We start from the raw sequence: 20,281 nt of genomic DNA on the forward strand, positions 1-20,281 counted from the left end.
GGGCGCCAGCGCCGCCCGCCTGGGTCCGCTCCGCCACGTGCTGCGTCCAACCCCACCGAAAACTCGACACCTCAGAACCCGGCACCTGATCAGTACATCTGTCGTGAGCAAACTCTACGTCAGTTCGCAGCCTGTCGGGTGCCAACGTAGTTGACACTACGCCACCCTAGATGGGACCCGGTGACACCAGCCTAGGACTTCGAACTCGCCAACCTGAAAGAATCCACGCCGAACTCTCACATCGGCTGTCACTGAGGACAGTCGCCGCCACGAAACCATGGAATCTCGCTTCAGATGGCAGCGAACTACGCAAGCCGGTAGCCGCAATATGCGGGTCAGTGGCTCTCAAGTAGCTGTCACCACTCCCAACTGAGGTGTCATCGGACACGGTCGCTGTTCAACAATCACTATGCTGCGATCTACGTTGACAGGGGCGGCGCCGTCGGAGCGATCGGCGGCCTGGTAGCAGTGATTCCCGGCGGTGTGCCCAAATAGCAGTGATTCGCACAGTCGGTCTCTTCCAGTGTCTACGACACAGCCCGGGTGACGGTGGCGACGATTCCTCCCTGCGCCACTGTCGTGGACAGTGTGTGGTGAGATTGGTTGTCTGCGTCGGGAGCGGTCACGACTGCTTCGGCGATCGGCGCCAACAGCGTAGTCCGGACGGTACGTCTCATATGTCTGGCCCCGTAGGTGGAATCAAATCCCTTGTTGATCAGAAGACTTCGTACATCGTCATCTGGCATCCAATCAATGTGTATGGCAGACAGCTGATTACGTAGGCGCACGAGCTCGAGATCCACAATCTTCGCCGCTGAGGTCTGGGTCAACGGCGCGAAGTGCACAACCTCGTCGAAGCGGTTGTACAGCTCCGGATCGAAGAATTGCTCGACGACGTCGGCAACGATCTGCTGCGAGTCGCGACGTGCGCCGGGTCGGAATGGTGCCGCGAGCCGCTGCAGTGACGACGAGCCTCGGCGCCGGCGTTCGTGGGCAGCTACTTCGGCAGATCCGAGGTTGGAAGTGAATAGCACAATCGCGTTACGGAAGTCGATGGTCTCGTTGCCTGCCGACAGCCTTAGGACCCCGCTGTCGAGTATCTGCAGTAAGGACCGCAGGACTGTCGCGTGCGCTTTCTCGACCTCGTCGAAGAGTACGAGCCCCGGCCGGGAATGGTTACCTGCGATCAGGGCGGGGTCAAAGAGAGTCAGGCCTTCCTTTGCGCCGGCGTAGCCGGGCGGCGCACCGGCGAGTGATGCCGAGTAGTGTTCTTGTGCAAGGGTATTCATGTCTATTCGGCAGAGGTTGTCGGGATCGCCGGTGACCTGACACGCGAGTTGTTTTGCGAGCTCGGTCTTTCCCACGCCGGTCGGCCCGACCAGCAGTAGCGAGGCGATCGGACGGTTTGGGTCGCGCAGCCCCGCCGCGGAAATCGTCAACGCCCGCACCGCAGCGTCGATGGCAGCCTCCTGCCCGACGATATGTGACTGCAATGCGGCAGTCAGCTCCTGTGGTGATCGGAGCCGACCCAGCCTGAAGCGGCTGGTTCCTACCGGGCTGGAGATTGAGTCCGGGGGTGGTTCGGGTTGCATCGAGCGATCCTCCTTGAAACATAGGTGTAACAGGTACGGCTGTACCCTGTCGTTTGCAATACTTTACGATCAAAGTACCTCGTGCAGAGGCTGGCGAGAGTTTACGAACTAAATGGAGGTCCAACATGCGACACGGAGACATCTCATCGAGCCCGGACACGGTTGGCGTTGCCGTCGTGAATTACAAGATGCCGCGGCTGCACACCAAGGAGGAGGTACTCGACAACGCACGCAAGATAGCGGACATGGTTGTTGGGATGAAGGCCGGCCTCCCGGGTATGGATCTGGTGGTGTTCCCCGAGTACTCCACCATGGGCATCATGTACGACAACGACGAGATGTATGCGACGGCCGCCACGGTGCCAGGCGATGAAACCGACATCTTCGCCAAGGCATGTCGGGATGCAAAGACCTGGGGAGTCTTCTCCCTGACCGGTGAACGGCATGAGGATCACCCGAACAAGCCGCCCTACAACACCTTGGTGCTGATCAACGACGAGGGCGAGATCGTGCAGAAGTATCGCAAGATCATGCCGTGGACCCCGATCGAGGGCTGGTACCCGGGTGGGCAAACCTATGTCACCGACGGCCCGAAGGGCATGAAAATCTCGCTCATCGTCTGCGACGACGGCAATTACCCGGAGATCTGGCGGGACTGCGCGATGAAGGGTGCTGAGCTCATCGTCCGCCCGCAGGGCTACATGTATCCGGCCAAGGAGCAGCAGGTTCTGATGTCAAAGACGATGGCGTGGGCCAACAACTGCTATGTCGCAGTGGCCAATGCGACCGGTTTCGACGGCGTCTACTCGTACTTCGGCCACAGCGCCATCGTCGGATTTGACGGGCGCACGCTGGGGGAGTGCGGGGAGGAAGACTATGGGATTCAGTACGCGCAGCTGTCGCTTTCGACGATCCGGGATGCGCGTGCCAATGACCAGTCGCAGAACCACCTGTTCAAGCTGCTCCACCGCGGCTACACCGGCGTCTACAACGCAGGCGACGGTGACAAGGGAATCGCCGAATGCCCCTTCGACTTCTACCGTGACTGGGTGACCGACGCCGAGGCCACCCGGGAAAAGGTCGAGGCGATCACCCGCCAGACCATTGGTGTTGCGTCCGCACCGGTCTACGATCTGCCCACCGAGAAGACCGCAGAAGCATAGCGACGGAGTCGGTCTCGCCGGGGAATCATGTCATGTCCCGGCGGGATCGAATCTGTTTTCCGCGTGTGTGACCTCACACGAGCGATTTACACCCCGGTAATAGCGCGCTGAAATCATGGGACGTAACCGGCGACCCACCCTGCGCAGGGAGAGTGTTCGATGTCTGACCCACGCATGAATCTCGGCCTGCTCATACCTGAGAGTGGTCCGGCGGGGATCTTCGGGCCGTCGTGCCTGAGCAGCGCCGAACTGGCCATCGCCGAACTCAATCAGCATGGCGGACTTCTTGGTTGCGAGGTCACCGCCACCGTCATCGATGGCGGCGCCGACATTGGGGACGTGGCCGGCGACGTCTCCGCACGGGTGTCCAACGGTGAGGTCGAAGCCCTGGTCGGCTGGCATACTTCGGCGCTGCGTCGCGAGATCGTGCGATCCGTAGGTGGTCTGGTGCCCTACATCTACACGGCGGTGTACGAGGGCGGTGAATCGTCACCCGGTGTGTTCACTACCGGGGAGGTACCCGAACGTCAGATCGTGCCTGCGCTGCAATGGATGGCTCGAGAGGACGGCATCACATCCTGGTTTGTCGTCGGCAGTGACTATGTGTGGCCACGACGCACCGCTGGTCGTATGCGGAAGTGGGCGACGACAGGTGCCTTCGGTTCAGGTGTCAGGCTCGTCGGGGAGTACTTCACGCCGCTGGGTGAGACCGATTTCAGTGATGTGCTCGATGAGATCGAGTGCTCCGGCGCCGGCGGGGTGTTCGTGTTGTTGCTGGGCCAGGATGCGGTGTCGTTCAACAGGCAGTTCGCTGCTCGTGGGTTAGATCGCGATCTCCCTCGACTCGGGCCGCTGATCGATGAGAATATGCTGCTGGCCGGCGGTGCGGGCGCTGCGCGTGAACTCTATTCCGTGTCAGGCTTCTTCGAATCCTTGGGGACCGGCCACAGTCTGGAGTTCGGTGGGCGGTATGCGGAGCGCTTCGGTGCGAGTGCGCCGCCGCTGGCCTCGCCGGGCGAGTCCTGCTACGAGGGTGTGCGGCTCCTGGCTGAACTGGTTGAGCGGTCAGCGTCGGTGAATGTGTCTGACTTGAGTGCTCAGGCACAAGCCGACATTCACTATGACAGTCCACGTGGGCATGTCCGCTTCCGTCGGCACCATCTCGCTCAAGACGTGTATATAGCGAAGGCCAGGGGGCTCGAATTCGATGTCCTCGAACAGATTGCCGCAGTCGGCTAAACCAGCGGCGGGCGCCGGTCGGTTTACTGACTCGTGAAGTCTTCTGCTTGTTTGCCGTAGTGGTTGAGCATGCGTTCCAGCGCTTGGCGGTCGCGTGCGGCGAACATGCCCAATACCTCGGCTTCGGTGGCAGCGATAGTGCCGAGAAGTTCCTGGTGGACGCTCGTACCCCGACTGGAGGCGTGCACCAGCACTTTGCGTCGATCACCCGGGTCGGCGAGCCGGAAGACGTAGGCGTTCACAGCCAGCTTGTCCACGTACTTGGTGAGGGTGGGTGCGGCGACACTCAACGCTCGTGCCAAGTGATTCATCGCCACGCCGTCCTGGCGCACGATGACGTCGAGTGCGTACCAGTGATCGGCGGACATATTGTGCTGCGCGGTAATCCCGTCGATGCGGCGTGAGAGCATCCGACTCAATGAATCCAATCGCCCTGCCAGTGGCCTGGGTGAGACCTGTAGGGCGTCTGCCTCGGCCGCGCCGGCGGCGCCCGTCGGCTTGGCCTGGACAGTGGCCATCCGATCATCCTTCTCTTGGTACGGGGGACGCGCAGTACGAGTAACTGAGGCCCCGTTCCAGTCCCCCGATGTCCACATACTAGCGTGCACAGGATTGCCCCTCAACCACATCGTTGTCATTTCGCATATTTCGGTTACGAAAAGTTAACATTGATATATTTCACACTGACAGTATCTCCACTACTGTCAGTTGCGGGGAAGCCAGGGGCTTCTCATTCAGGCAGTAACTCCGCGAGTCCGGCCGAAAGACCCGCCCCTCCCTGCTGTGCGGCACCCGCAGGCTCGCGACCACCGTTGAAGGAGATGAAGTGTCAGGAGCACACGACCACAATCACGATCATGGGCACAGCCACGCCCATGAAGGCGCGGCGTGCGACAGCGAGTCCGCTGGGTACGGCACCGACAAGGTACGGCTTGAGGCGTTGGTCACCGATGGCGTTCACCGCATCGGAGATCACGAGGGACCGTTCTCTATTCACGTCCTGGGCATCGGCAAGACCGGTTCCAACGTCGTCGAATCGATGCTGCGCGAGTACGCACCCGGGGGTGCTGCAGCCGGTTCGGAAACACCGTTCCGTGGGCTGGCCATCGACATCGGTGATGCCGAATTGACCGGTGTCACCACCGCGTCGGCAGCACTGTCCGGCGATCTCGCCAGCGCGGAGGTCGTCGACCTCCCCGCGCTGGAGAATGAGGCGCTGTTCAGCGAACTGCGACGCTACCGCGAATTTCTCAAGAAGGAGTACCCCCGCTACTACTGGAATCCCAACTACGAGCCGTGGCTTCCCAACGATCTCGTGGTGCCGGAGGCTGGTGACCACTTCCCGCGTGCGGTGTCCAAGGGCCTCTACGGCGTCGACTACTACACCGGTGGTGCGGTTGCCCAAGCGCTTGACCGTTTCGCCGACGGGATCATGTCCAGCGACAAGACCCCACTGGTGATCATCGCCTTCTCACTGGTCGGTGGAACCGGTAGTGGCATCGTCGTCGAGTTGGCCCGCCATCTATCCAACATCCGGTTGGGCCGTCGCGCGCTGGTTGCCGGCATGTGCGTGCTGCCCGCCGACGCCGACCCCGACGAACTCAAGGACGGCCGCGCGTTCATCGCCATCAATGAGCTCGACTGCATGGTGGACGCCGACAAGAACAAGGGCGTCATGACCGTCTGGGGTGACCTCTACAAGAACCCCTTCACTGCAGGATTCTTCGGTGTGCCACAGAACGCGGTGTACGACGCGGTCGGCGACCTTGACGCCGCGCACAAGGCCATCGACACCGGTATCGCGCAGTTTGTTCTGCGTGACGGAGGTGATCACCTGTACGAGTCGATCAAGGCACTCAACTGGATGAATGTCCCGGCCGACGCGTGGCATCCGGCCACCCGTGGTGATCAGACCGACAGCTGGATCAACTTGCTCGCAGTGGGTATTGGTCCGGCCGGCACTCCGCTGGTCGGCGAGGTAACCGACTCGGCAACAGTCGAATTCGTCGAGGTTCGCGCTTTCGGTGCGGACTCGGCCAGCGCAGTCGCAGCGTCGTTGTCTGAATCCCTCGATCCCGTCGTCGGACCCAACACGCTGGCCTTCGCAGGTTCGGGCGACACCACGGTCGCGGCCTTCATCCCGCGGCTGAGCAAGCTCGACATGAGCTGGTTCGTGCCCGCGCGGGAGGCCTACGACGCGCTGGATTGGGAGTCCAAGCTCATGCGTCACGCATGGCTGCTCGATCTCGGTGTGCTGCTCTGCGAGCCCTCAACCCGATTCGAGGGAGTCGGTGGCGAATGCCTGTTGGGCTGCGCGTGCTGGGTTGTTGTCCCGCACTTGGCAATCCGTGGTGAGGTTGAACAACTCGAGCTGTCCAAGTGAGCACCGGAACCGACATCGAGCACGCGGGGGCCGAGATGACTACGGAGCCAGCAGGTCTGGACTGGGATCAGGCCGTCGAGAAGTATCGGGACGGCGCGGCGGTCGACACCCTTCCGGGTGGGGCAACCGTGACCGTCAGCGGAGCCGACGACGAGCGGATCTACGTCAAACACCGGCTCTGGACCGCAGAACTACACCGCTACAACTTGGAAAAAGGTGTTGACCTGGTTAACCAGGGGGCAATCCCGCGCGAGGCCAACAAATTCATCGACAAGTACCGAACGTTGGTTGCGGACGAGCGCCCCACGGTCGCCGCAACCATCCTCAAGGACCTTGGATACCTGAGCTAGCTAGAAGGGCTGAACTATCACCATGGCACTATCCATGTACCACAGTGCAAGCGGAAAACAGGCGCCGCACTGTATCAATGTTGTCGGCCTCGGTAAGGCCGGCGCCCAGCTCATCGATGCGCTCTTGCGGACCGGTGAGATCGAGGACATGCTCGACGATCCGCGCGCTCGTTTCACTGCGTTGGCGATCGATATCGGCGAGGGCGACATGCGTCAGATGCGCCAGTACGCGGACTCGTTCTACGCACGCCTTGATGATCGTGGGATTCCCCGGGACCGCGCGCAGATTCGCACTGTGGCCCTGGACATCCCTGACGCCGCGGATCTCGAGCAGAGCATGGCTCGCTTTCCCGAGTTCCTCGGCAGGGAGTTCCCGCGGTTCAGCTGGAAGGGCCAGGGCGAGAGCGGATTCGCGTCGTGGCTGGATGCCACCACGACTCCGACCACCGAGAAGAACTACGTCGGCCAACTGGAGGTCCCGTCCTCCGACGAGCATGTGTCCCGCTCCTTGGCGAAGGCGATCTATGGCCGTGCGTATTACGACGGCGAGCGCCCACTCCACAGCGAACTGGAAGCATTTGCCGACAGCATCGACCAGACCGGCCTGCCATGCCTGGTTCTTGTTGCCTTCGGTGTTGGTGGCGGCACGGGCAGCGGAATGGTTGTTGACCTCGCCCGCCACCTGAGCACCGGTGCGCTCGGCCGTCGGGTGCCGGTCATCGGGGTCGGCTTCATGCCGTGTTCGGGAGATCCTGAGTACCAGCGTGGCGCTTCGGTTTACGCCACGCTCAACGAGATCGACTGCATGCTCGATGAGACGAAGAACGAGAAGATCACCTCGGTGTGGGGTGACATGTACAAGAATCCGTTTACCGGAGGATTCCTGGCGGTCACCCAGGAGCAGTCGTGGGAGCGTCTGTACCGGTACACCACAATCAAGAAGGGTGTGCTCCCCGAGATCCGGCATCAGCAGGCGTTGCACGTCACGAACAAGTTCGTGGACGACTCGTTCGCCCGCTACGTCGTTCACGACTACGGTCGCGAGATCTTCCGCGTTCTGCGTCCGGCCGGTTTCACCGGTGCACCACATGAGCGAGTCAGTTTCGGGCCGCGTAACTTCACCGTGTTCAACGTTGCCAAGCTCATGCATCCCGGTGTGGAGGTACTGCCGGGCGAGCCGATCAGCAAGTGGCGTAGTGCGATCAGCGACTGGATCGGGTATGTCCCGCAGTGGATGGGTATTCGCGAGGGCTTCGCGACAGAGTATGTGGAAGCACATACCTTCGCGGCCCGCACCAAGTGGAATGCGACCCTGCAGGCCAAGCTCGAATCGACTCTGTCGCAGTACCTGCTGCCGGGTGAGGACGGCTCGCTGCGGACCACCGAAGGCGAGTTCTTCGACGAGCTGACGGTGTACTCCAACATCATCGTTCCGGGTGTGGCGAAGGCGGACCTGACGGCATTCGCCGAAGCCAAGAAGCTCTATGACGCGGTCCCTGCCAGTGAGCGGACCAGCCTCAGTAGCTGGCTGCTCGAACTCGGCATCGTCCTCTCGGAGCCATCGGATCAGTTCGAGGCCACGATGGGTAAGGCGATTGCTGGATCGCCAGGGTGGAACACCCGTATCGGTGTCGACGAGATGGCGGGCGCCGCACTGCCGGCCACCGCTGTCGAGTACACCAACGAGGTAATGGCAGCCTCGGTCGCCACGGTGGTGCCGACGCCGTAACCCGGCCGGCGGCGGTCCGCTCGGCGCGTGTGGGTGTACCAACCGAGCGGACCGCCCGGTCCCGGCCTCAGAGTTCTTGTGCATGGAGGGCAGTGGATTTCGAAAGTGATTGGCAAGACGACTATCTAGCGTGGATATTGCGCCTGAATGACACCCGTGATTCGGTGCGGTACATGGTCACCCACCGGCTGGGGGACCGGACTGTTGCGGAGGCGGTGGCCATGCAGGTGGTGGTCTCGATGCTGGCCCGGCCCCGGGTGTTTCGTTACCAGGGACTGCCTTATGCGGGGCGTATCGCGGCCCTTGCCGAACCTCTCATTGCCGACCCGGACGGTGACTGGCGAGCACAGCAGTGTTCCTGGGAGGAGCTCGCCGGCCGGCTGTTCGAGATGCCGACCGACTTGCGCAACGTACATGTGGCAGCGCATGTTCACGGACTTAGTGCCGCCGAGATTGGTTCGGTGCTCGGAGTGGACGTCGACATGGTGCAGTCGATGCAAAAACAAGTGGAGGACTATCTCCGACCATCGGATGACGGTGAATGAGTTTTCGTAACTGACCCATCTCTTACAGCAGAGGAATGAACCAGTGCATATTGCCGAAGGCTTTTTGCCGCCGGTCCAGGCGGCCTGTTGGGCGGCGGTAGCCGCACCGTTCGTTGTACACGGTGCCGTGGCCGTCGTGCGCGAGGTACGTGAGCATCCTGAATCGCGGTTGTTGCTCGGGGCGGCAGGGGCGTTCACCTTCGTCCTGTCCGCGATCAAACTTCCCTCGGTGACCGGTAGCTCGAGCCATCCCACCGGAACGGGGTTGGGCGCGGTGCTCTTTCGGCCGCCGGTGATGGCCTTCCTGGGAACGGTGGTACTCCTGTTTCAGGCGCTGCTGCTTGCACACGGCGGTATCACCACCTTGGGTGCCAACGCGTTTTCGATGGCCATTGTTGGTCCGTGGGCCGGATACGTGGTGTGGCAGTTGAGCCGAAAGTTGAAGGCACCCTTTAGTGTCGGGATCTTCTTCGCAATGGCGATCGCGAATCTCTCGACATACTGCGTTACCTCTGTTCAGCTCGGCATTGCCTTCCCCGATGCGACCGGCGGTGTGATCGGTTCGGTGGTGAAGTTCCTTGGTGTCTTCGCCGTTACTCAGATTCCACTGGCTGTCATCGAGGGCCTCGTCGGGGTCCTGATTTTCAACGTCCTGCGGAAGGTGGCGCGGCCGGAATTGCTGCGTCTGGGAGTATTGACCGACCGCACCGCACAAGACAGCGCAGCCCCAGCCAAGGAGAACATTCATGTCGCGTAACAAGAATGTTCTGGTCACCGCACTGATCATCGGTGCGATTGTCGTGATCTTCGCTCTGTCGATGTTTCTCAATCGGAACGCCCCGGAGGATGAGGCGTTCGTCGGTAGCGATGCCCTGGCCACCGAGCACATCGAGGAGAACCATTCCGACTACAAGCCATGGTTCTCGCCGGTCTTCACCCCCGGGTCCGGTGAGATCGAATCAGGACTGTTCGCGCTGCAGGCTGCGCTCGGTGCGGGAGTGTTCGGCTTTGCGCTCGGGGCGATGTGGCAGCGTAGGCGCTCCGAACGTGAGGCGATCGCACTGGCCGGTGACGTCGACGCTATGGCCGCGAGCGCTGGCGAGGGTGACCGGACATGAGTGCTGGCACCGCCGCGATCGATAGCGTTGCGTGGAGGTCGACGTGGCGCCGCCGGCCGGTCGCAGAGAAGGTCATTCTCTTCGGCGGGATCGTCGGATGTGCGGTGGTGCTTGCCCCGGTTCCGGCGGCGCCACTGTTGATCGTGGTGACCCTGATCGCCGCGCGACGAGCCGGGGTTCCGTTTGCGCACGTGCTCCGTACCGCCCGAGGACCTGCGGCATTTATTGCGATCGCGGCGCTGTCGACTGCGGTATCGATCGATTTCGGCGCTCTGACGATATCAATGACTGCGCACACGGCTTTGGGTGCAGCTGAACTCGCACTGCGTGCGATGACGGCATCACTGGCGATGCTCGTCTTTGCCTCCACGACACCGATGACCACGTTGACGACGGCGCTACGGCGGGCGGGGCTCCCGGCGGCCTGTGTTGACGTCATCGGAATCATGTATCGCATGGTGTTCGTGCTGGTGGAGTCGCTGGCAACGATCCGGCAGGCGCAGGTCGCGCGACTGGGCTATGCGGGATTTCGACGATCACTCAACTCAGTGGGCCTCCTGACCGCGGCCGTGCTGATCCGGTCTTGGACTCAGGCACAACGGCTGGAGACCGGATTGGCGGGTCGCGACCAGGGTATCGGTATGCCGGTTCTGTATCGGCAGCCGGTGAGCCGACAATTCATCTTCGGCTCGGTATCCGTTCTTATTGGTGTTGTCGCACTAACAGTTTCGTGGGAGATGGCATGAGCCATAGATCGCTGAGCGCCGAACATGTGGCGTTCGCCTATCACGGTGCGAGCGATACGCTGATCGACGTCGATATCGAGATGGCACCGCGCTCACGCGTGGCACTGCTGGGTGCCAACGGATCGGGAAAGACAACGCTGCTCCGAATACTGGCCGGATCGCTGCGGCCCTCGCGCGGGACGGTCAGTCTTGACCACACCCCTATCAAGTACGGCAGGGCAGGGCTGCGTACTCACCGTCAGAATGTGCAGTTGGTTCTGCAGAACCCGGATGATCAGCTGTTCTCGGCGGATGTCAGACACGACATCGCCTTCGGGCCAGCGAATCTGGGATTGAACACCGACGAGATCCTAGAGCGGGTCGACGAGGCGATGCGGCTGCTGTCGCTCACCGACCTGGCCGACCGGCCGGCACATGAACTGTCCTACGGGGAACGCAAACGCGTCACGATTGCCGGCGCGATGGCGATGCGGCCCTGTGTGCTGCTCCTCGATGAACCCACTGCCGGCCTGGACCCTGCCGGGGTGGTCGAGATGTTCCAGGCACTTGAACGGCTCGAGGAAAGTCGCACCACGGTGGTCCTCTCCACCCACGACGCTGCTCTGGCGTTGGATTGGGCGTCGTCAGTAGCGATCGTTGAGGGCGGCACAGTCCGCCAAGGCGATCCCGGCGAACTGCTCGGCAATGCCTCGCTCCTTGCGGCCGCCCGGCTCGCGGCGCCATGGTCGCTGGAACTCGCCGCAAAGCTAGCGCGAGACGGATTCCTCCCGCAATCACTGCGCCCGCGTAATGTCTCTGAGGTGCATGCGTCTATCGCTGCGCACGCATTACGCCACGGCGGACGGGTCTGACGGCGCCGCAGCCTGTGCAGGTGGAGCAGTTCTTACGAACGGCGACCGACGTCGCATCTGCTCGTCCACTCTCCGAGCGTGAGCGCGACCTGGTTGCCGAAGCTCGTCGACTGCGCCGGCAGTTGTACGTGCGGTTAGGTCCGAAGCCTCTTCCTGCGGCGAAGAAAGTTCCGCATTGCGGAAGGCCGGCACCGGCCGGAGGGATCCGCTCTGTCGTTTCCGGCGGCCTGCCCGGAACGGGCAAACACCGATAAACAAATCCCTGCCAGCCTTAGACGTGCTTCCTGCTTTGGCTCCGATCTGTAAATCTGCCGAGCCTGAGAAGGAAGCGAACTCGCATTTCACGAGCAGCATCAGGACCTCACCAGGTCCGACGACTTCCCTGCCTTCCTCCGACCCGCCGTATCGTCGATATGCAGGTCCCAAGCGGTCGGTGTTGTGAACGACCAGCCACTGCTCATGAGATCGGATAATCTAAGCGACCGCTTTTCGTTGGCTAACCTGACGTGGAAGAGAACCGATACCGAGATGAACCAGAAATCAGAAATACTGGGATGATCTGACCGCCGAAGGCCGAGAACTCACGCGGGTCGCAGAGGGCGAAGCCCGAGATTTGAAGGTGCCACTGCATCTTGAGGATCGGACGGCTGTTCGAAAGCTGGCCGATACCTACCGCTCATCGGTCCGCGATACGCGCTACCGCGACCCCGATCGACCCGAGCATCAACTGCAGGACGTCGTTGATGCGTACCGGTGGATGCACCCACATGCCTCGCAGTGCGTCGGTCCGCGAGGAGTGATGCGATTCGCATCCGGTTCGGACAAAACGTAGTCGGGCAGACGTAGGACTCGACACCATCGAAGAGCGCATCGCCGCGGCCGAGGCTGCAGAGTGTCCACTCCAACTCTGGTAGCGACGCTGCCACTCGACACTGACGATGCACGTTCAGCGTGGACGTATTTCGTTGCCGGGCAGCGAATTTCATCGACAGGGCGACATAATCTAAGTTATCGCCAATTCGAGGGGGCTCTGTACCGCACGCAGAACTCGACGAATGCGCGGGCAGGGTTTTCACTCCGCCGGGTAGGGATGCCAACCATGTTGACGCCATCGCCTGGTCCGCCGAGCCTTCTTCAGCTCCGCGACACTGGTTCCGACGTAGCGGGTTTCCAGTTCCGGATCCGCCGGGCCGGAGAACCGCCACGCTCCGCCCTGCCCGCTCTGTTCCCAACTCGAAGCCCGATACACCGCTCGGACGATGTCTGCGGCAACGAAGAAAATCGGAACATTCGCTGTGTTGCGAATAACCGGGCCGGCGTGCCACCAGCCTCGACCTTCTTCGTAAACCTGCTCTGTGGAGTTTTGCGGGTTCAGTGCCGCGTTGACGACGAGAACAACGAACGGCCGTTCGATCTCCGGTGCCGCAGTCGCGGCGTAACGCCTGATCAGTTCCGGTAGCGGGATCACGCCCCACTCTGTGGTGGTGTGACCGCCCGCGATGTTTGCCAACACTGCCGTACCCGTCGGCGCTTCTATCAGGCGGAGCGCATCGATCAAGGTTTGCTCGATGGCGTATGCGCTCTTGTCGGCGCTCGCTTCGGGCTCGATCCGGTGCCGCAGGATGACGTGTTCGACTGTTTTGCCCGACTGGTAGATATCTCGAATGCGTTGGTTCTTTGCCGATTTCACTGCGGGGGCTTCGCGTTCGATTCCGTCTTCGACGAGGTCAGGGGCTCCCATTGCGGACCAGACGTGACTGTAGACGCGATCTCCGACTCCTTTGCCGACGTAGAAGATGGAGCGATCTCGTGGATCGATCAGGGCGTAGACGTAGACACCGAGCTTTTCGGTGACTCCCGGCGCCATTCTCGGCGGTAACACATACTCGCCGACGACCTGCTGGGTATGGAGTTGGTCCAGGACCCCTGCTCGGAGAACCGATGAAATACCAAAGCCGCCTCCCTCGTCGAACAGTGCCTCCGATGCCGCCTCCGCGGTGGTGAAAACGCGGCCGACGTGATCTTCGAGATATCGCAGCACTGAACGCAACTCGGCCCATCGCATCACTGGATCGGGATTGATTCCGTCGATCTCGAGGGTGATGAAGTCAGCGGCAAGTCGCGAATCGCGAAGCTCGCGAGCGGAGTTGTCCGTGACTGTCCATACTGTCGGCATCAGTGCACAGTACTCACCGGTCCCGACGAATTTTCAGGTGTGGTCCGGGCATCGCAGCTCAGGCAGCACGGCCCATCCACTCGCGGTGAGCCACTGCTGCACCGGATCCGGCAGGGCGCCACTGCGTGCGGTCTGTGCGAAATCGCCGGCGAGGATTGGTCCGTCACCGCACACCGTGCATGCGACATCGAACGCCGGCGGCCCCGGCTCGCACTGATGGCAATGTGATCGGGCGATCACCGCAGCTGGATCGGCCGGATTGTCGGTATGAGGATGCAGCCAGATCACGGCCAGGTCGCCGCGTTGATGGGCCGCTTCGGCTCTGGTGCTCGGCTCGTAACCGCAGGACGGGCAGATCCGCGACGTTCGCGCCGGCACAACGGGGACCGCAGCTACCGTGCTCACCGAATCGGTCGACGCACTCGCCGCCGGTGTGCGCTTGTTCAGGTGTCCGTAGACAGTAGTGCGGGGAACATTCAACATCGCCGCGATCTGCGCGACCGTCTTCTCCCCCGCGTCGTAAAGCTGCTGGGCGAGCACGATCTGATCGTCGGTGAGCTTCGGCGGACGACCACCCTTTCGACCACGCGCCCGCGCCGCGGCCAACCCGTCCCGGGTGTTCGCCACGATCAACTCACGTTGAAGTTCGGCGAGTACGGAGAGCATCCCGAACATCGCTCGCCCTTCCGCTGTTGCGGTGTCGATGCCCTGCTCGAGAACCTTCAATCCGATCCCCCGCTCGCGTAACTCAGCGCCGAGGGTGATCAGGTGCACCACCGAACGCCCCAACCGGTCCAGTCGGGTGATCACCAACGTGTCACCGCTACGTAGTCGAGTCAGCACCGCGTCGAGTTGCGGGCGTGAGGCTTTCGCACCGCCCGCGTGGTCGGTGTGGATGTTCGCGGCGTCGATCCCAGCCCGCGTCAGAGCGTCGATCTGGTGGGCGGGGTTCTGATCTGCGCTCGACACCCTGGCGTAACCGAACAACATCTGTCGAAAATATCCCACTTCATCGTTTTTCGACAGACTCCACCACCTGAAACCCATGAGGTGATGCAACAGTACGATGTTCCGTGTGCTCATTCCTTGCCAGGTCCGGGCGCACGGCTCGCCGGATCGGACACCTAACCCTGACCCGGCGGGCCACCAAGAATTCCCCCAGAACTGCACGTGGAGTGCCCATCTCAGCGCTGGGCGAGCGAAACGTCGAAGGTACGTCAGATACGGCTGCGCGTGAATCCACACGGGCCGGGAACGCGGTGCCCACCGAATCTGGACATTGACCCCACCAGGGTGAGACTCACCTGGCTGATCGTCAGCACCAGCCAGGCAGGTCTCGATGCGCCCGAGTCCGGGGAGACGAGCGCACCAGCAGGACTGTCCACCGAAAGGTGTGTGACGACATCTCGGCGAACCCCACACATCATCGCGAAGACGACTGTAACGCCACAACCGGGACCTGTCTGTCGCTACCCCACAGCACCCCCCAGCAGCGGAAGCCACGGCGGCCGCTGCCGAAGACCACGCAGCGCCGACCGATCTATGCTCATCCCAAACAAAATGCGTTCACCAGCGAGGAAACAACAAAGATGAGTCCGAGGCCCACCTGGCTCCACACCCGATCCACCGAACTCCGGGCCGCACTCCTCGATCTCGGGCTCACGATCACCGACACCGAAGCCCGGAAAATCCTCGACGACAAACTCACCGAATACACAACTCTCATGCGGGTCACACGCCAGACCGCACAGCGAGACTTCACCGACGAACGTCTCCTCGCGTTCGCGCAGTCCCTCGCGGTGTCCCTCTCCGACGAGGCCCCCGGCGCCGATCTGATCGAATTCGAGCGCGCCATCTCCATGCCTGTCGCCGCTGTCGGGTTGACCACCGCGGCGCTGGCCGAAGCCTTGAAGGTCGCGCACATCAACCTCGACGACAAAGAAGCTGTCGCCGGCCTGTCCTTGCTCTCGACCCTCGGCATGATCACCGCGGACGCCAATGCTTTCCTCGTCCCCACACCACGCCCACTGCTCCTGCGCATCGCCCGCTACCTCGACGGCGCCGCAGCATCCATCACCGACGGGGCGAACCTTCCCGACGGACTCGACGACACCCACCGACAGCAATTCGCGGACATCCTCGCCCAGGACGCCGACGGAATCCGGGCCCTCGCCAACACCGACGACGGCGACACCCCAACCCTGTGGCGCACCCCCAACCCGCGCTGACCCCCTGCGCAGCGAATCGCAGTCCACACGCCGAAACCTGCGGGGCGGGCCGCCCGCCGATAGACCAGGGGTGGCTACCGGCGGAGCGTTCGCCATACCCGTTGGGGACCGGGTGATGCCGCCCCCGAAAATTTACGTCCCGTTCACCCCCGTTACCAGTCTTCGCACAGTTACAGCTACTTGAGCATTGAACTACCCGCAACGCGCTCAGCCCCACAGCAACAGGTAGCGGCGGACCATTACAGCGTTAGTTCAGCGCACCTAGGGGTGACGCCCTCACTTACCTCCCACGTACCGACCGGTCAGCAATGACGCAGTAACATCACCGTTGCGGTGCGCTGTTTTCCGCCTCGGTTCCAGCGCATCACCCGATACCACCGCGCAGGCAGTCACCCCTTCGGACTGCCTGCATGATCCACACGTGCAGGAGCCACGCATGACCTCCCCTGACGACCGTCTGACCGCCAAACTCGAACAACTCCCCATCAGCGACGACGCCCCCATGTGCTCACTCCTGCGCACCACCCTGCTCAAACACGCTCAACACGGCAGCGACATCACCGAGCCCACCCTGCTCGGACTGCTCGCCATCACCGGCGCCCTCGAAGAACGCCTCACCCGACTCGAAGCCACGATCCAGCCCTCCCCCACACCATGACGGCACCACCGCCTCGCATCGACCGGCGAAAGTGCGTCCGAAAGTTTCTCGGAGCGAGATCAGAAATTGCCGTTGTCCTCAGCTGCATCCTCTTCGCCCTCGTCATCGTCTGGTGGGCAGCCTGAAAGAACTTCTCTGTCGAAAAGACAAGGTCTGTTGGTTATTCGACATAGATTGTCGACACGAGTTCTCGACACATCGACCTCAGAACGAGCTGGGGATACGCGTACTTCACAGAAGCGTCGAATACCGATCTATTCTCGACGCCCAAATTCCATTTATTCGCGCCTATAGCCACTCTTCAACTGCCACCATCTCAGGTCTACCTCTTCCATATGCGCCGCAGGCTCCTTCGCTCGGCCATCGGAATCGATGCACTGGCGATTTAGCGGGCTTGACTGTCGGTACCCCGTGCTTCAATGCGACATTCCAGGCGCACGCTCGGGCGTCTATGAGTGGGTACGAGGTCAACATAAATGATTGAGCGCATTGTCATCCGGGGCTACCGCCTCTTCCAGGACTTCGAGATGGTTCCCACTACAGGGCTCAATATTGTCGTGGGCGGCAACGAAGCGGGTAAATCAACTCTGTTGGAGGCGATCAGTCTCGGTCTGACGGGACGGGTCGACGGTCGTTGGGCCGAAGAACAACTCAATCCGTACTGGTTCAACCAGAAACTGGTGGCCGATTACTTCGCGGAACTCGCTGCCGGGAATTCTCCCAAGGCTCCCGAAATCCTCATCGAGCTTTTTCTCAGCCCCTCGAACCCGGACATCCACATCCTCCGCGGCGTCTATAACTCCCGCACTGAGGATGCACCGGGTGTGCGCATCCACATCAAGCCGTCGACCGACTACTACGAGGAATTAGCCAGCTACCTTGCCGCCCCGGACCGCCCCGACATCATTCCCGTCGAGTACTACGAGGTGGAGTGGCAGGACTTCTCCGGCGCGACACTCCACCGCCGCCCGAAGAGCCTGGGTGTGTCCTTCATCGACTCTCGAACGATCCGGTCGACCTGGGGGCTCGACTATCACACACGTGAGATGCTCGGCGACTTCGTCGAGGCGAAGGAGCGGGCTGCGATCTCGGTCGCGCACCGCAGCGCACGGCACAACATTTCGGAGACGGCTCTTTCCGAGGTGAACAAGCGCATCGTCGCCGAAGGCACCAAGCTCCACGACAAAGACCTCGCCTTGCAGATGGACCAGTCAGCCGGCGCCTCCTGGGAGGCGAGTGTTGTGCCGTACGTCGGCGAAATTCCATTTGCGCTCGCTGGTCAAGGCCCTCAGGCCGCGATCAAGGTGGCGCTCGCCATGAACCGCTCGGCGGACACCACCGCCTACGTTCTGATCGAGGAACCGGAAAATCACCTCTCCCACACCAGCCTCACACAGTTGATCGCCCGCATCGAGGCACTCGCTGGTAATCGGCAGGTCTTCATCACCACCCACAGCTCCTACGTTCTCAACCGCCTTGGGCTCGACAAGCTCCGACTCCTGCACGCAGGAACACCGACGACTTTCTCCGACATCTCGGCGGACACCGTGCTCTACTTCAAGCGCCTCTCTGGCTTCGACACCCTCCGCATCGTTCTGGCGGACAAACTCGTCCTTGCGGAGGGACCGTCCGACGAGATGTTCTTCGAGCGCGCCTTCCGAGACAAACACGGCAAGACGCCTATCGAAGCCGGGATCGACGTACTGTCCATGGCCGGCGTTTCCCTGGCTCGAGCCCTGGAACTCTCTGCGGCACTCGACCGTCAGGTCGCTGGAATCCGGGACAACGACGGCAAGCAGCCAAGCCACTGGGAGGGGAAGGTCGCTGCCTATCTCCAGCCAGGGAAACGGCAGCTGTTCATCGGGGATCCAGCCGATGGCAGGACCCTTGAGCCTCAGCTGATCCACGCTAACGGTGACGCTACTTTGCGAGCGCTTCTGCCGATTACGGACGATACGAAGACCACCCTCGACTGGATGACCGGCCACAAGACCGACGCCGCCCTGAAAATCGCCGAGTCAAAAACTTCGATCACGTTCCCGGACTACCTGATGAAAGCAATCGAGTTCGTCGAATGAACCGGGTCACTCTCGCCGTCGCCGGATCCCGCAAGACGCAGTCGATCGTCGATGCCTGCGCGGGTGGAGCACCCGGCGTACGCCGCCTCGCGCTGACGTTCACCCAAACCGGGCAGGCCGAACTCAATGGGCGACTCCAACAAGCCTGCGCCCCCGGAACATCCCCCGAGGTCATGGGCTGGTTTACATTCCTGCTTCGGCACTGCATCCGCCCGTATCTTCCGCTGCGCTTCCCCGAACAGCGCCTCCGCGGACTCAACTTTGACGGTGAGCCTGTAGGCGGGAGGTATGCCAAGGAAGCGGCCAGATTCTTCGACGCCGAGGGCCGCGCATATCGACTTCATCTCTCCAAGCTGGCCTACGACGTATCCGTAGCGAGTAACGGCGCCGTCGTCGACCGGCTCTCCCACATCTACGACGATATCTACATCGACGAAGTGCAGGACCTGACCGGGTGCGACCTCCACATCGTCGAGCAGCTTATGAAAGCGCCTGGCATCGATGTTCACATGGTCGGCGACGTGCGGCAATCGGTGTTCGATACCAACCCGCAGGACCCGAACCTCAGGAAGTTCCGAGGGGTGAAGATGCTCGACTGGTTCGAACTGCATCGAGCCTCAGGTCTTCTCGACGTCCATCACAACCAGGAAACTTGGCGTGCAAACCAGGCGATTGCCGATTTCTCCGACGCGCTCTTCCCCTCCGAATTCTGCTTCGAACCGACGACCTCGAAGCAGACCGAGATCACGGGCCACGACGGGGTCTTCGCGATCGCTGAGGCTGACATGACGCTGTACATGAGCCAGTTCAATCCGCAGGCACTACGAGACCGGATCACCACCGCGAACGATGTGGAACTGTCGTTTCGCAATTTCGGGACTGTAAAGGGACTGACCTTCGACCGAGTGATCATCTACCCGACGAAGTCCATCACTGCCTTTCTCACGAAGGGAACGAAGCTCAAGCCGAAGACCGCCTGTGGGCTCTACGTGGCCGTGACCCGCGCCAAGCACTCTGTGGCGTTCGTGGTGCCGAGCCCGGCTGCCACCGGACTCACATCCTGGAGCGCATCCCATAGTGACGATGGCGTGGCCGACGAGGTGTCCGGTCGGGGCGCTGCGCTGCCACCGGAACCGTCTCATAAGTAGACGCATTTCACAGCGGAGAGACACTAATTTTGGAACGTACTTCTGAGACGCGCTGAGCTGGGGAAACACTCGATCCCACACGCAAACATGCGGGTGTCTCAATTCCAAGGAAATGAGACGGATCTGTGGCGAGGTTCGGCCGAGCGGTCGAACCAGTTCTCGTCAGCCTCGGGCGCGGTAGCCGGACTGCCTTGTCCTAGCCGTCCGCCTTGGCGTTCCGTGGTTGGACTCGCCGCTGCGCCATTTCCGGCGGCCTCGACGTGGCAGCAAGTCGGTC

Annotated in this window: 18 protein-coding genes; 14 read left to right on the plus strand and 4 right to left on the minus strand. The window is 61.8% G+C overall.

All coding sequences use genetic code 11. From position 1 onward, the window contains the following. Positions 1 to 527: 527 nt before the first annotated feature. Positions 528 to 1,493, minus strand: a complete 966-nt coding sequence (locus tag ABWI03_RS32140; protein ID WP_311052686.1) for an AAA family ATPase — start codon at positions 1,491 to 1,493, stop codon at positions 528 to 530. Between the two features lie 224 nt (positions 1,494 to 1,717). Between ABWI03_RS32140 and ABWI03_RS32145 the strand changes: the two genes are divergently transcribed. Both ABWI03_RS32145 and ABWI03_RS32150 read left to right on the plus strand, forming a co-directional pair. After that, positions 1,718 to 2,755, plus strand: coding sequence for an aliphatic amidase (locus ABWI03_RS32145; protein WP_125053400.1), 1,038 nt, complete (start codon positions 1,718 to 1,720; stop codon positions 2,753 to 2,755). A gap of 159 nt (positions 2,756 to 2,914) precedes the next feature. Beyond that, a complete protein-coding gene (locus ABWI03_RS32150) occupies positions 2,915 to 3,994 on the plus strand; it encodes a substrate-binding domain-containing protein (RefSeq protein WP_054828167.1) in 1,080 nt (359 codons plus the stop codon). Between the two features lie 23 nt (positions 3,995 to 4,017). Here ABWI03_RS32150 and ABWI03_RS32155 read toward each other — a convergent pair whose 3' ends face one another. Further along, positions 4,018 to 4,512, minus strand: coding sequence for a MarR family winged helix-turn-helix transcriptional regulator (locus ABWI03_RS32155; protein WP_353799043.1), 495 nt, complete (start codon positions 4,510 to 4,512; stop codon positions 4,018 to 4,020). Between the two features lie 308 nt (positions 4,513 to 4,820). Here ABWI03_RS32155 and ABWI03_RS32160 point away from each other — a divergent pair, with 308 nt between their 5' ends. The 8 genes from ABWI03_RS32160 to ABWI03_RS32195 all read left to right on the plus strand — a co-directional run bounded on the left by ABWI03_RS32160 (position 4,821) and on the right by ABWI03_RS32195 (position 11,716). Beyond that, complete coding sequence (locus ABWI03_RS32160) at positions 4,821 to 6,377, plus strand: FtsZ/tubulin family protein (protein ID WP_311052683.1); 1,557 nt, start codon at positions 4,821 to 4,823, stop codon at positions 6,375 to 6,377. Then, positions 6,374 to 6,727, plus strand: a complete 354-nt coding sequence (locus ABWI03_RS32165) for a hypothetical protein (RefSeq protein WP_231783642.1) — start codon at positions 6,374 to 6,376, stop codon at positions 6,725 to 6,727. The genes ABWI03_RS32160 and ABWI03_RS32165 overlap by 4 nt, the downstream gene beginning before the upstream one ends. Before the next feature lie 22 nt (positions 6,728 to 6,749). Then, positions 6,750 to 8,456: a tubulin-like doman-containing protein gene (locus tag ABWI03_RS32170; RefSeq protein ID WP_095972695.1), complete on the plus strand. Its 1,707-nt coding sequence runs from the start codon at positions 6,750 to 6,752 to the stop codon at positions 8,454 to 8,456. A 92-nt stretch (positions 8,457 to 8,548) separates the two neighbouring features. Continuing rightward, the gene (locus ABWI03_RS32175) at positions 8,549 to 9,001 is read left to right on the plus strand and encodes an RNA polymerase sigma factor (RefSeq protein WP_311052680.1); all 453 of its coding nucleotides are present in this window, start codon (positions 8,549 to 8,551) and stop codon (positions 8,999 to 9,001) included. Positions 9,002 to 9,044: 43 nt separating this feature from the next. Then, positions 9,045 to 9,758, plus strand: coding sequence for an energy-coupling factor ABC transporter permease (locus tag ABWI03_RS32180; RefSeq protein ID WP_311052678.1), 714 nt, complete (start codon positions 9,045 to 9,047; stop codon positions 9,756 to 9,758). Next, positions 9,748 to 10,119: an energy-coupling factor ABC transporter substrate-binding protein gene (locus tag ABWI03_RS32185; protein ID WP_095972692.1), complete on the plus strand. Its 372-nt coding sequence runs from the start codon at positions 9,748 to 9,750 to the stop codon at positions 10,117 to 10,119. Before ABWI03_RS32180 ends, ABWI03_RS32185 begins: the two co-directional genes overlap by 11 nt. Then, on the plus strand, positions 10,116 to 10,865 hold the full coding sequence (cbiQ, locus tag ABWI03_RS32190) for a cobalt ECF transporter T component CbiQ (protein WP_059039476.1): 750 nt from the start codon (positions 10,116 to 10,118) through the stop codon (positions 10,863 to 10,865). The genes ABWI03_RS32185 and cbiQ overlap by 4 nt, the downstream gene beginning before the upstream one ends. Further along, on the plus strand, positions 10,862 to 11,716 hold the full coding sequence (locus ABWI03_RS32195) for an energy-coupling factor ABC transporter ATP-binding protein (RefSeq protein ID WP_311052675.1): 855 nt from the start codon (positions 10,862 to 10,864) through the stop codon (positions 11,714 to 11,716). Before cbiQ ends, ABWI03_RS32195 begins: the two co-directional genes overlap by 4 nt. A 1,072-nt stretch (positions 11,717 to 12,788) precedes the next feature. On the opposite strand, the gene ABWI03_RS32200 is transcribed toward ABWI03_RS32195, so the two are convergent. Continuing rightward, positions 12,789 to 13,892 (minus strand): LEM-3-like GIY-YIG domain-containing protein, encoded by a 1,104-nt coding sequence (locus ABWI03_RS32200; protein ID WP_311052673.1) that lies wholly within the window; start codon positions 13,890 to 13,892, stop codon positions 12,789 to 12,791. A gap of 33 nt (positions 13,893 to 13,925) precedes the next feature. Next, positions 13,926 to 14,882 (minus strand): recombinase family protein, encoded by a 957-nt coding sequence (locus ABWI03_RS32205; protein WP_311052670.1) that lies wholly within the window; start codon positions 14,880 to 14,882, stop codon positions 13,926 to 13,928. Between the two features lie 599 nt (positions 14,883 to 15,481). Here ABWI03_RS32205 and ABWI03_RS32210 point away from each other — a divergent pair. The 4 genes from ABWI03_RS32210 to ABWI03_RS32225 all read left to right on the plus strand — a co-directional run bounded on the left by ABWI03_RS32210 (position 15,482) and on the right by ABWI03_RS32225 (position 20,004). Beyond that, the gene (locus tag ABWI03_RS32210; protein ID WP_115304714.1) at positions 15,482 to 16,120 is read left to right on the plus strand and encodes a hypothetical protein; all 639 of its coding nucleotides are present in this window, start codon (positions 15,482 to 15,484) and stop codon (positions 16,118 to 16,120) included. 436 nt (positions 16,121 to 16,556) lie between these two features. After that, a complete protein-coding gene (locus ABWI03_RS32215) occupies positions 16,557 to 16,778 on the plus strand; it encodes a hypothetical protein (RefSeq protein ID WP_003944686.1) in 222 nt (73 codons plus the stop codon). Positions 16,779 to 17,254: 476 nt separating this feature from the next. Further along, on the plus strand, positions 17,255 to 18,856 hold the full coding sequence (locus tag ABWI03_RS32220; RefSeq protein ID WP_311052666.1) for an ATP-dependent nuclease: 1,602 nt from the start codon (positions 17,255 to 17,257) through the stop codon (positions 18,854 to 18,856). Further along, the gene (locus ABWI03_RS32225) at positions 18,853 to 20,004 is read left to right on the plus strand and encodes a DEAD/DEAH box-containing ATP-dependent helicase (RefSeq protein ID WP_311052665.1); all 1,152 of its coding nucleotides are present in this window, start codon (positions 18,853 to 18,855) and stop codon (positions 20,002 to 20,004) included. The genes ABWI03_RS32220 and ABWI03_RS32225 overlap by 4 nt, the downstream gene beginning before the upstream one ends. The last annotated feature ends 277 nt before the right edge of the window (positions 20,005 to 20,281 follow it).

It is taken from the genome of Rhodococcus baikonurensis (assembly GCF_040489275.1).
Classification (GTDB): Bacteria; Actinomycetota; Actinomycetes; order Mycobacteriales; family Mycobacteriaceae; genus Rhodococcus_F; species Rhodococcus_F baikonurensis.

Coding starts and splice junctions, on each gene's coding strand:
- ABWI03_RS32145 (WP_125053400.1), top strand. CDS start 1,718: ATGCGACACGGAGACATCTCATCGAGCCCGGACACGGTTGGCGTTGCC.
- ABWI03_RS32150 (WP_054828167.1), top strand. CDS start 2,915: ATGTCTGACCCACGCATGAATCTCGGCCTGCTCATACCTGAGAGTGGT.
- ABWI03_RS32155 (WP_353799043.1), bottom strand. CDS start 4,512: ATGGCCACTGTCCAGGCCAAGCCGACGGGCGCCGCCGGCGCGGCCGAG.
- ABWI03_RS32170 (WP_095972695.1), top strand. CDS start 6,750: ATGGCACTATCCATGTACCACAGTGCAAGCGGAAAACAGGCGCCGCAC.
- ABWI03_RS32185 (WP_095972692.1), top strand. CDS start 9,748: ATGTCGCGTAACAAGAATGTTCTGGTCACCGCACTGATCATCGGTGCG.
- cbiQ (WP_059039476.1), top strand. CDS start 10,116: ATGAGTGCTGGCACCGCCGCGATCGATAGCGTTGCGTGGAGGTCGACG.
- ABWI03_RS32195 (WP_311052675.1), top strand. CDS start 10,862: ATGAGCCATAGATCGCTGAGCGCCGAACATGTGGCGTTCGCCTATCAC.
- ABWI03_RS32200 (WP_311052673.1), bottom strand. CDS start 13,892: ATGCCGACAGTATGGACAGTCACGGACAACTCCGCTCGCGAGCTTCGC.
- ABWI03_RS32205 (WP_311052670.1), bottom strand. CDS start 14,882: ATGTTGTTCGGTTACGCCAGGGTGTCGAGCGCAGATCAGAACCCCGCC.
- ABWI03_RS32210 (WP_115304714.1), top strand. CDS start 15,482: ATGAGTCCGAGGCCCACCTGGCTCCACACCCGATCCACCGAACTCCGG.
- ABWI03_RS32215 (WP_003944686.1), top strand. CDS start 16,557: ATGACCTCCCCTGACGACCGTCTGACCGCCAAACTCGAACAACTCCCC.
- ABWI03_RS32220 (WP_311052666.1), top strand. CDS start 17,255: ATGATTGAGCGCATTGTCATCCGGGGCTACCGCCTCTTCCAGGACTTC.
- ABWI03_RS32225 (WP_311052665.1), top strand. CDS start 18,853: ATGAACCGGGTCACTCTCGCCGTCGCCGGATCCCGCAAGACGCAGTCG.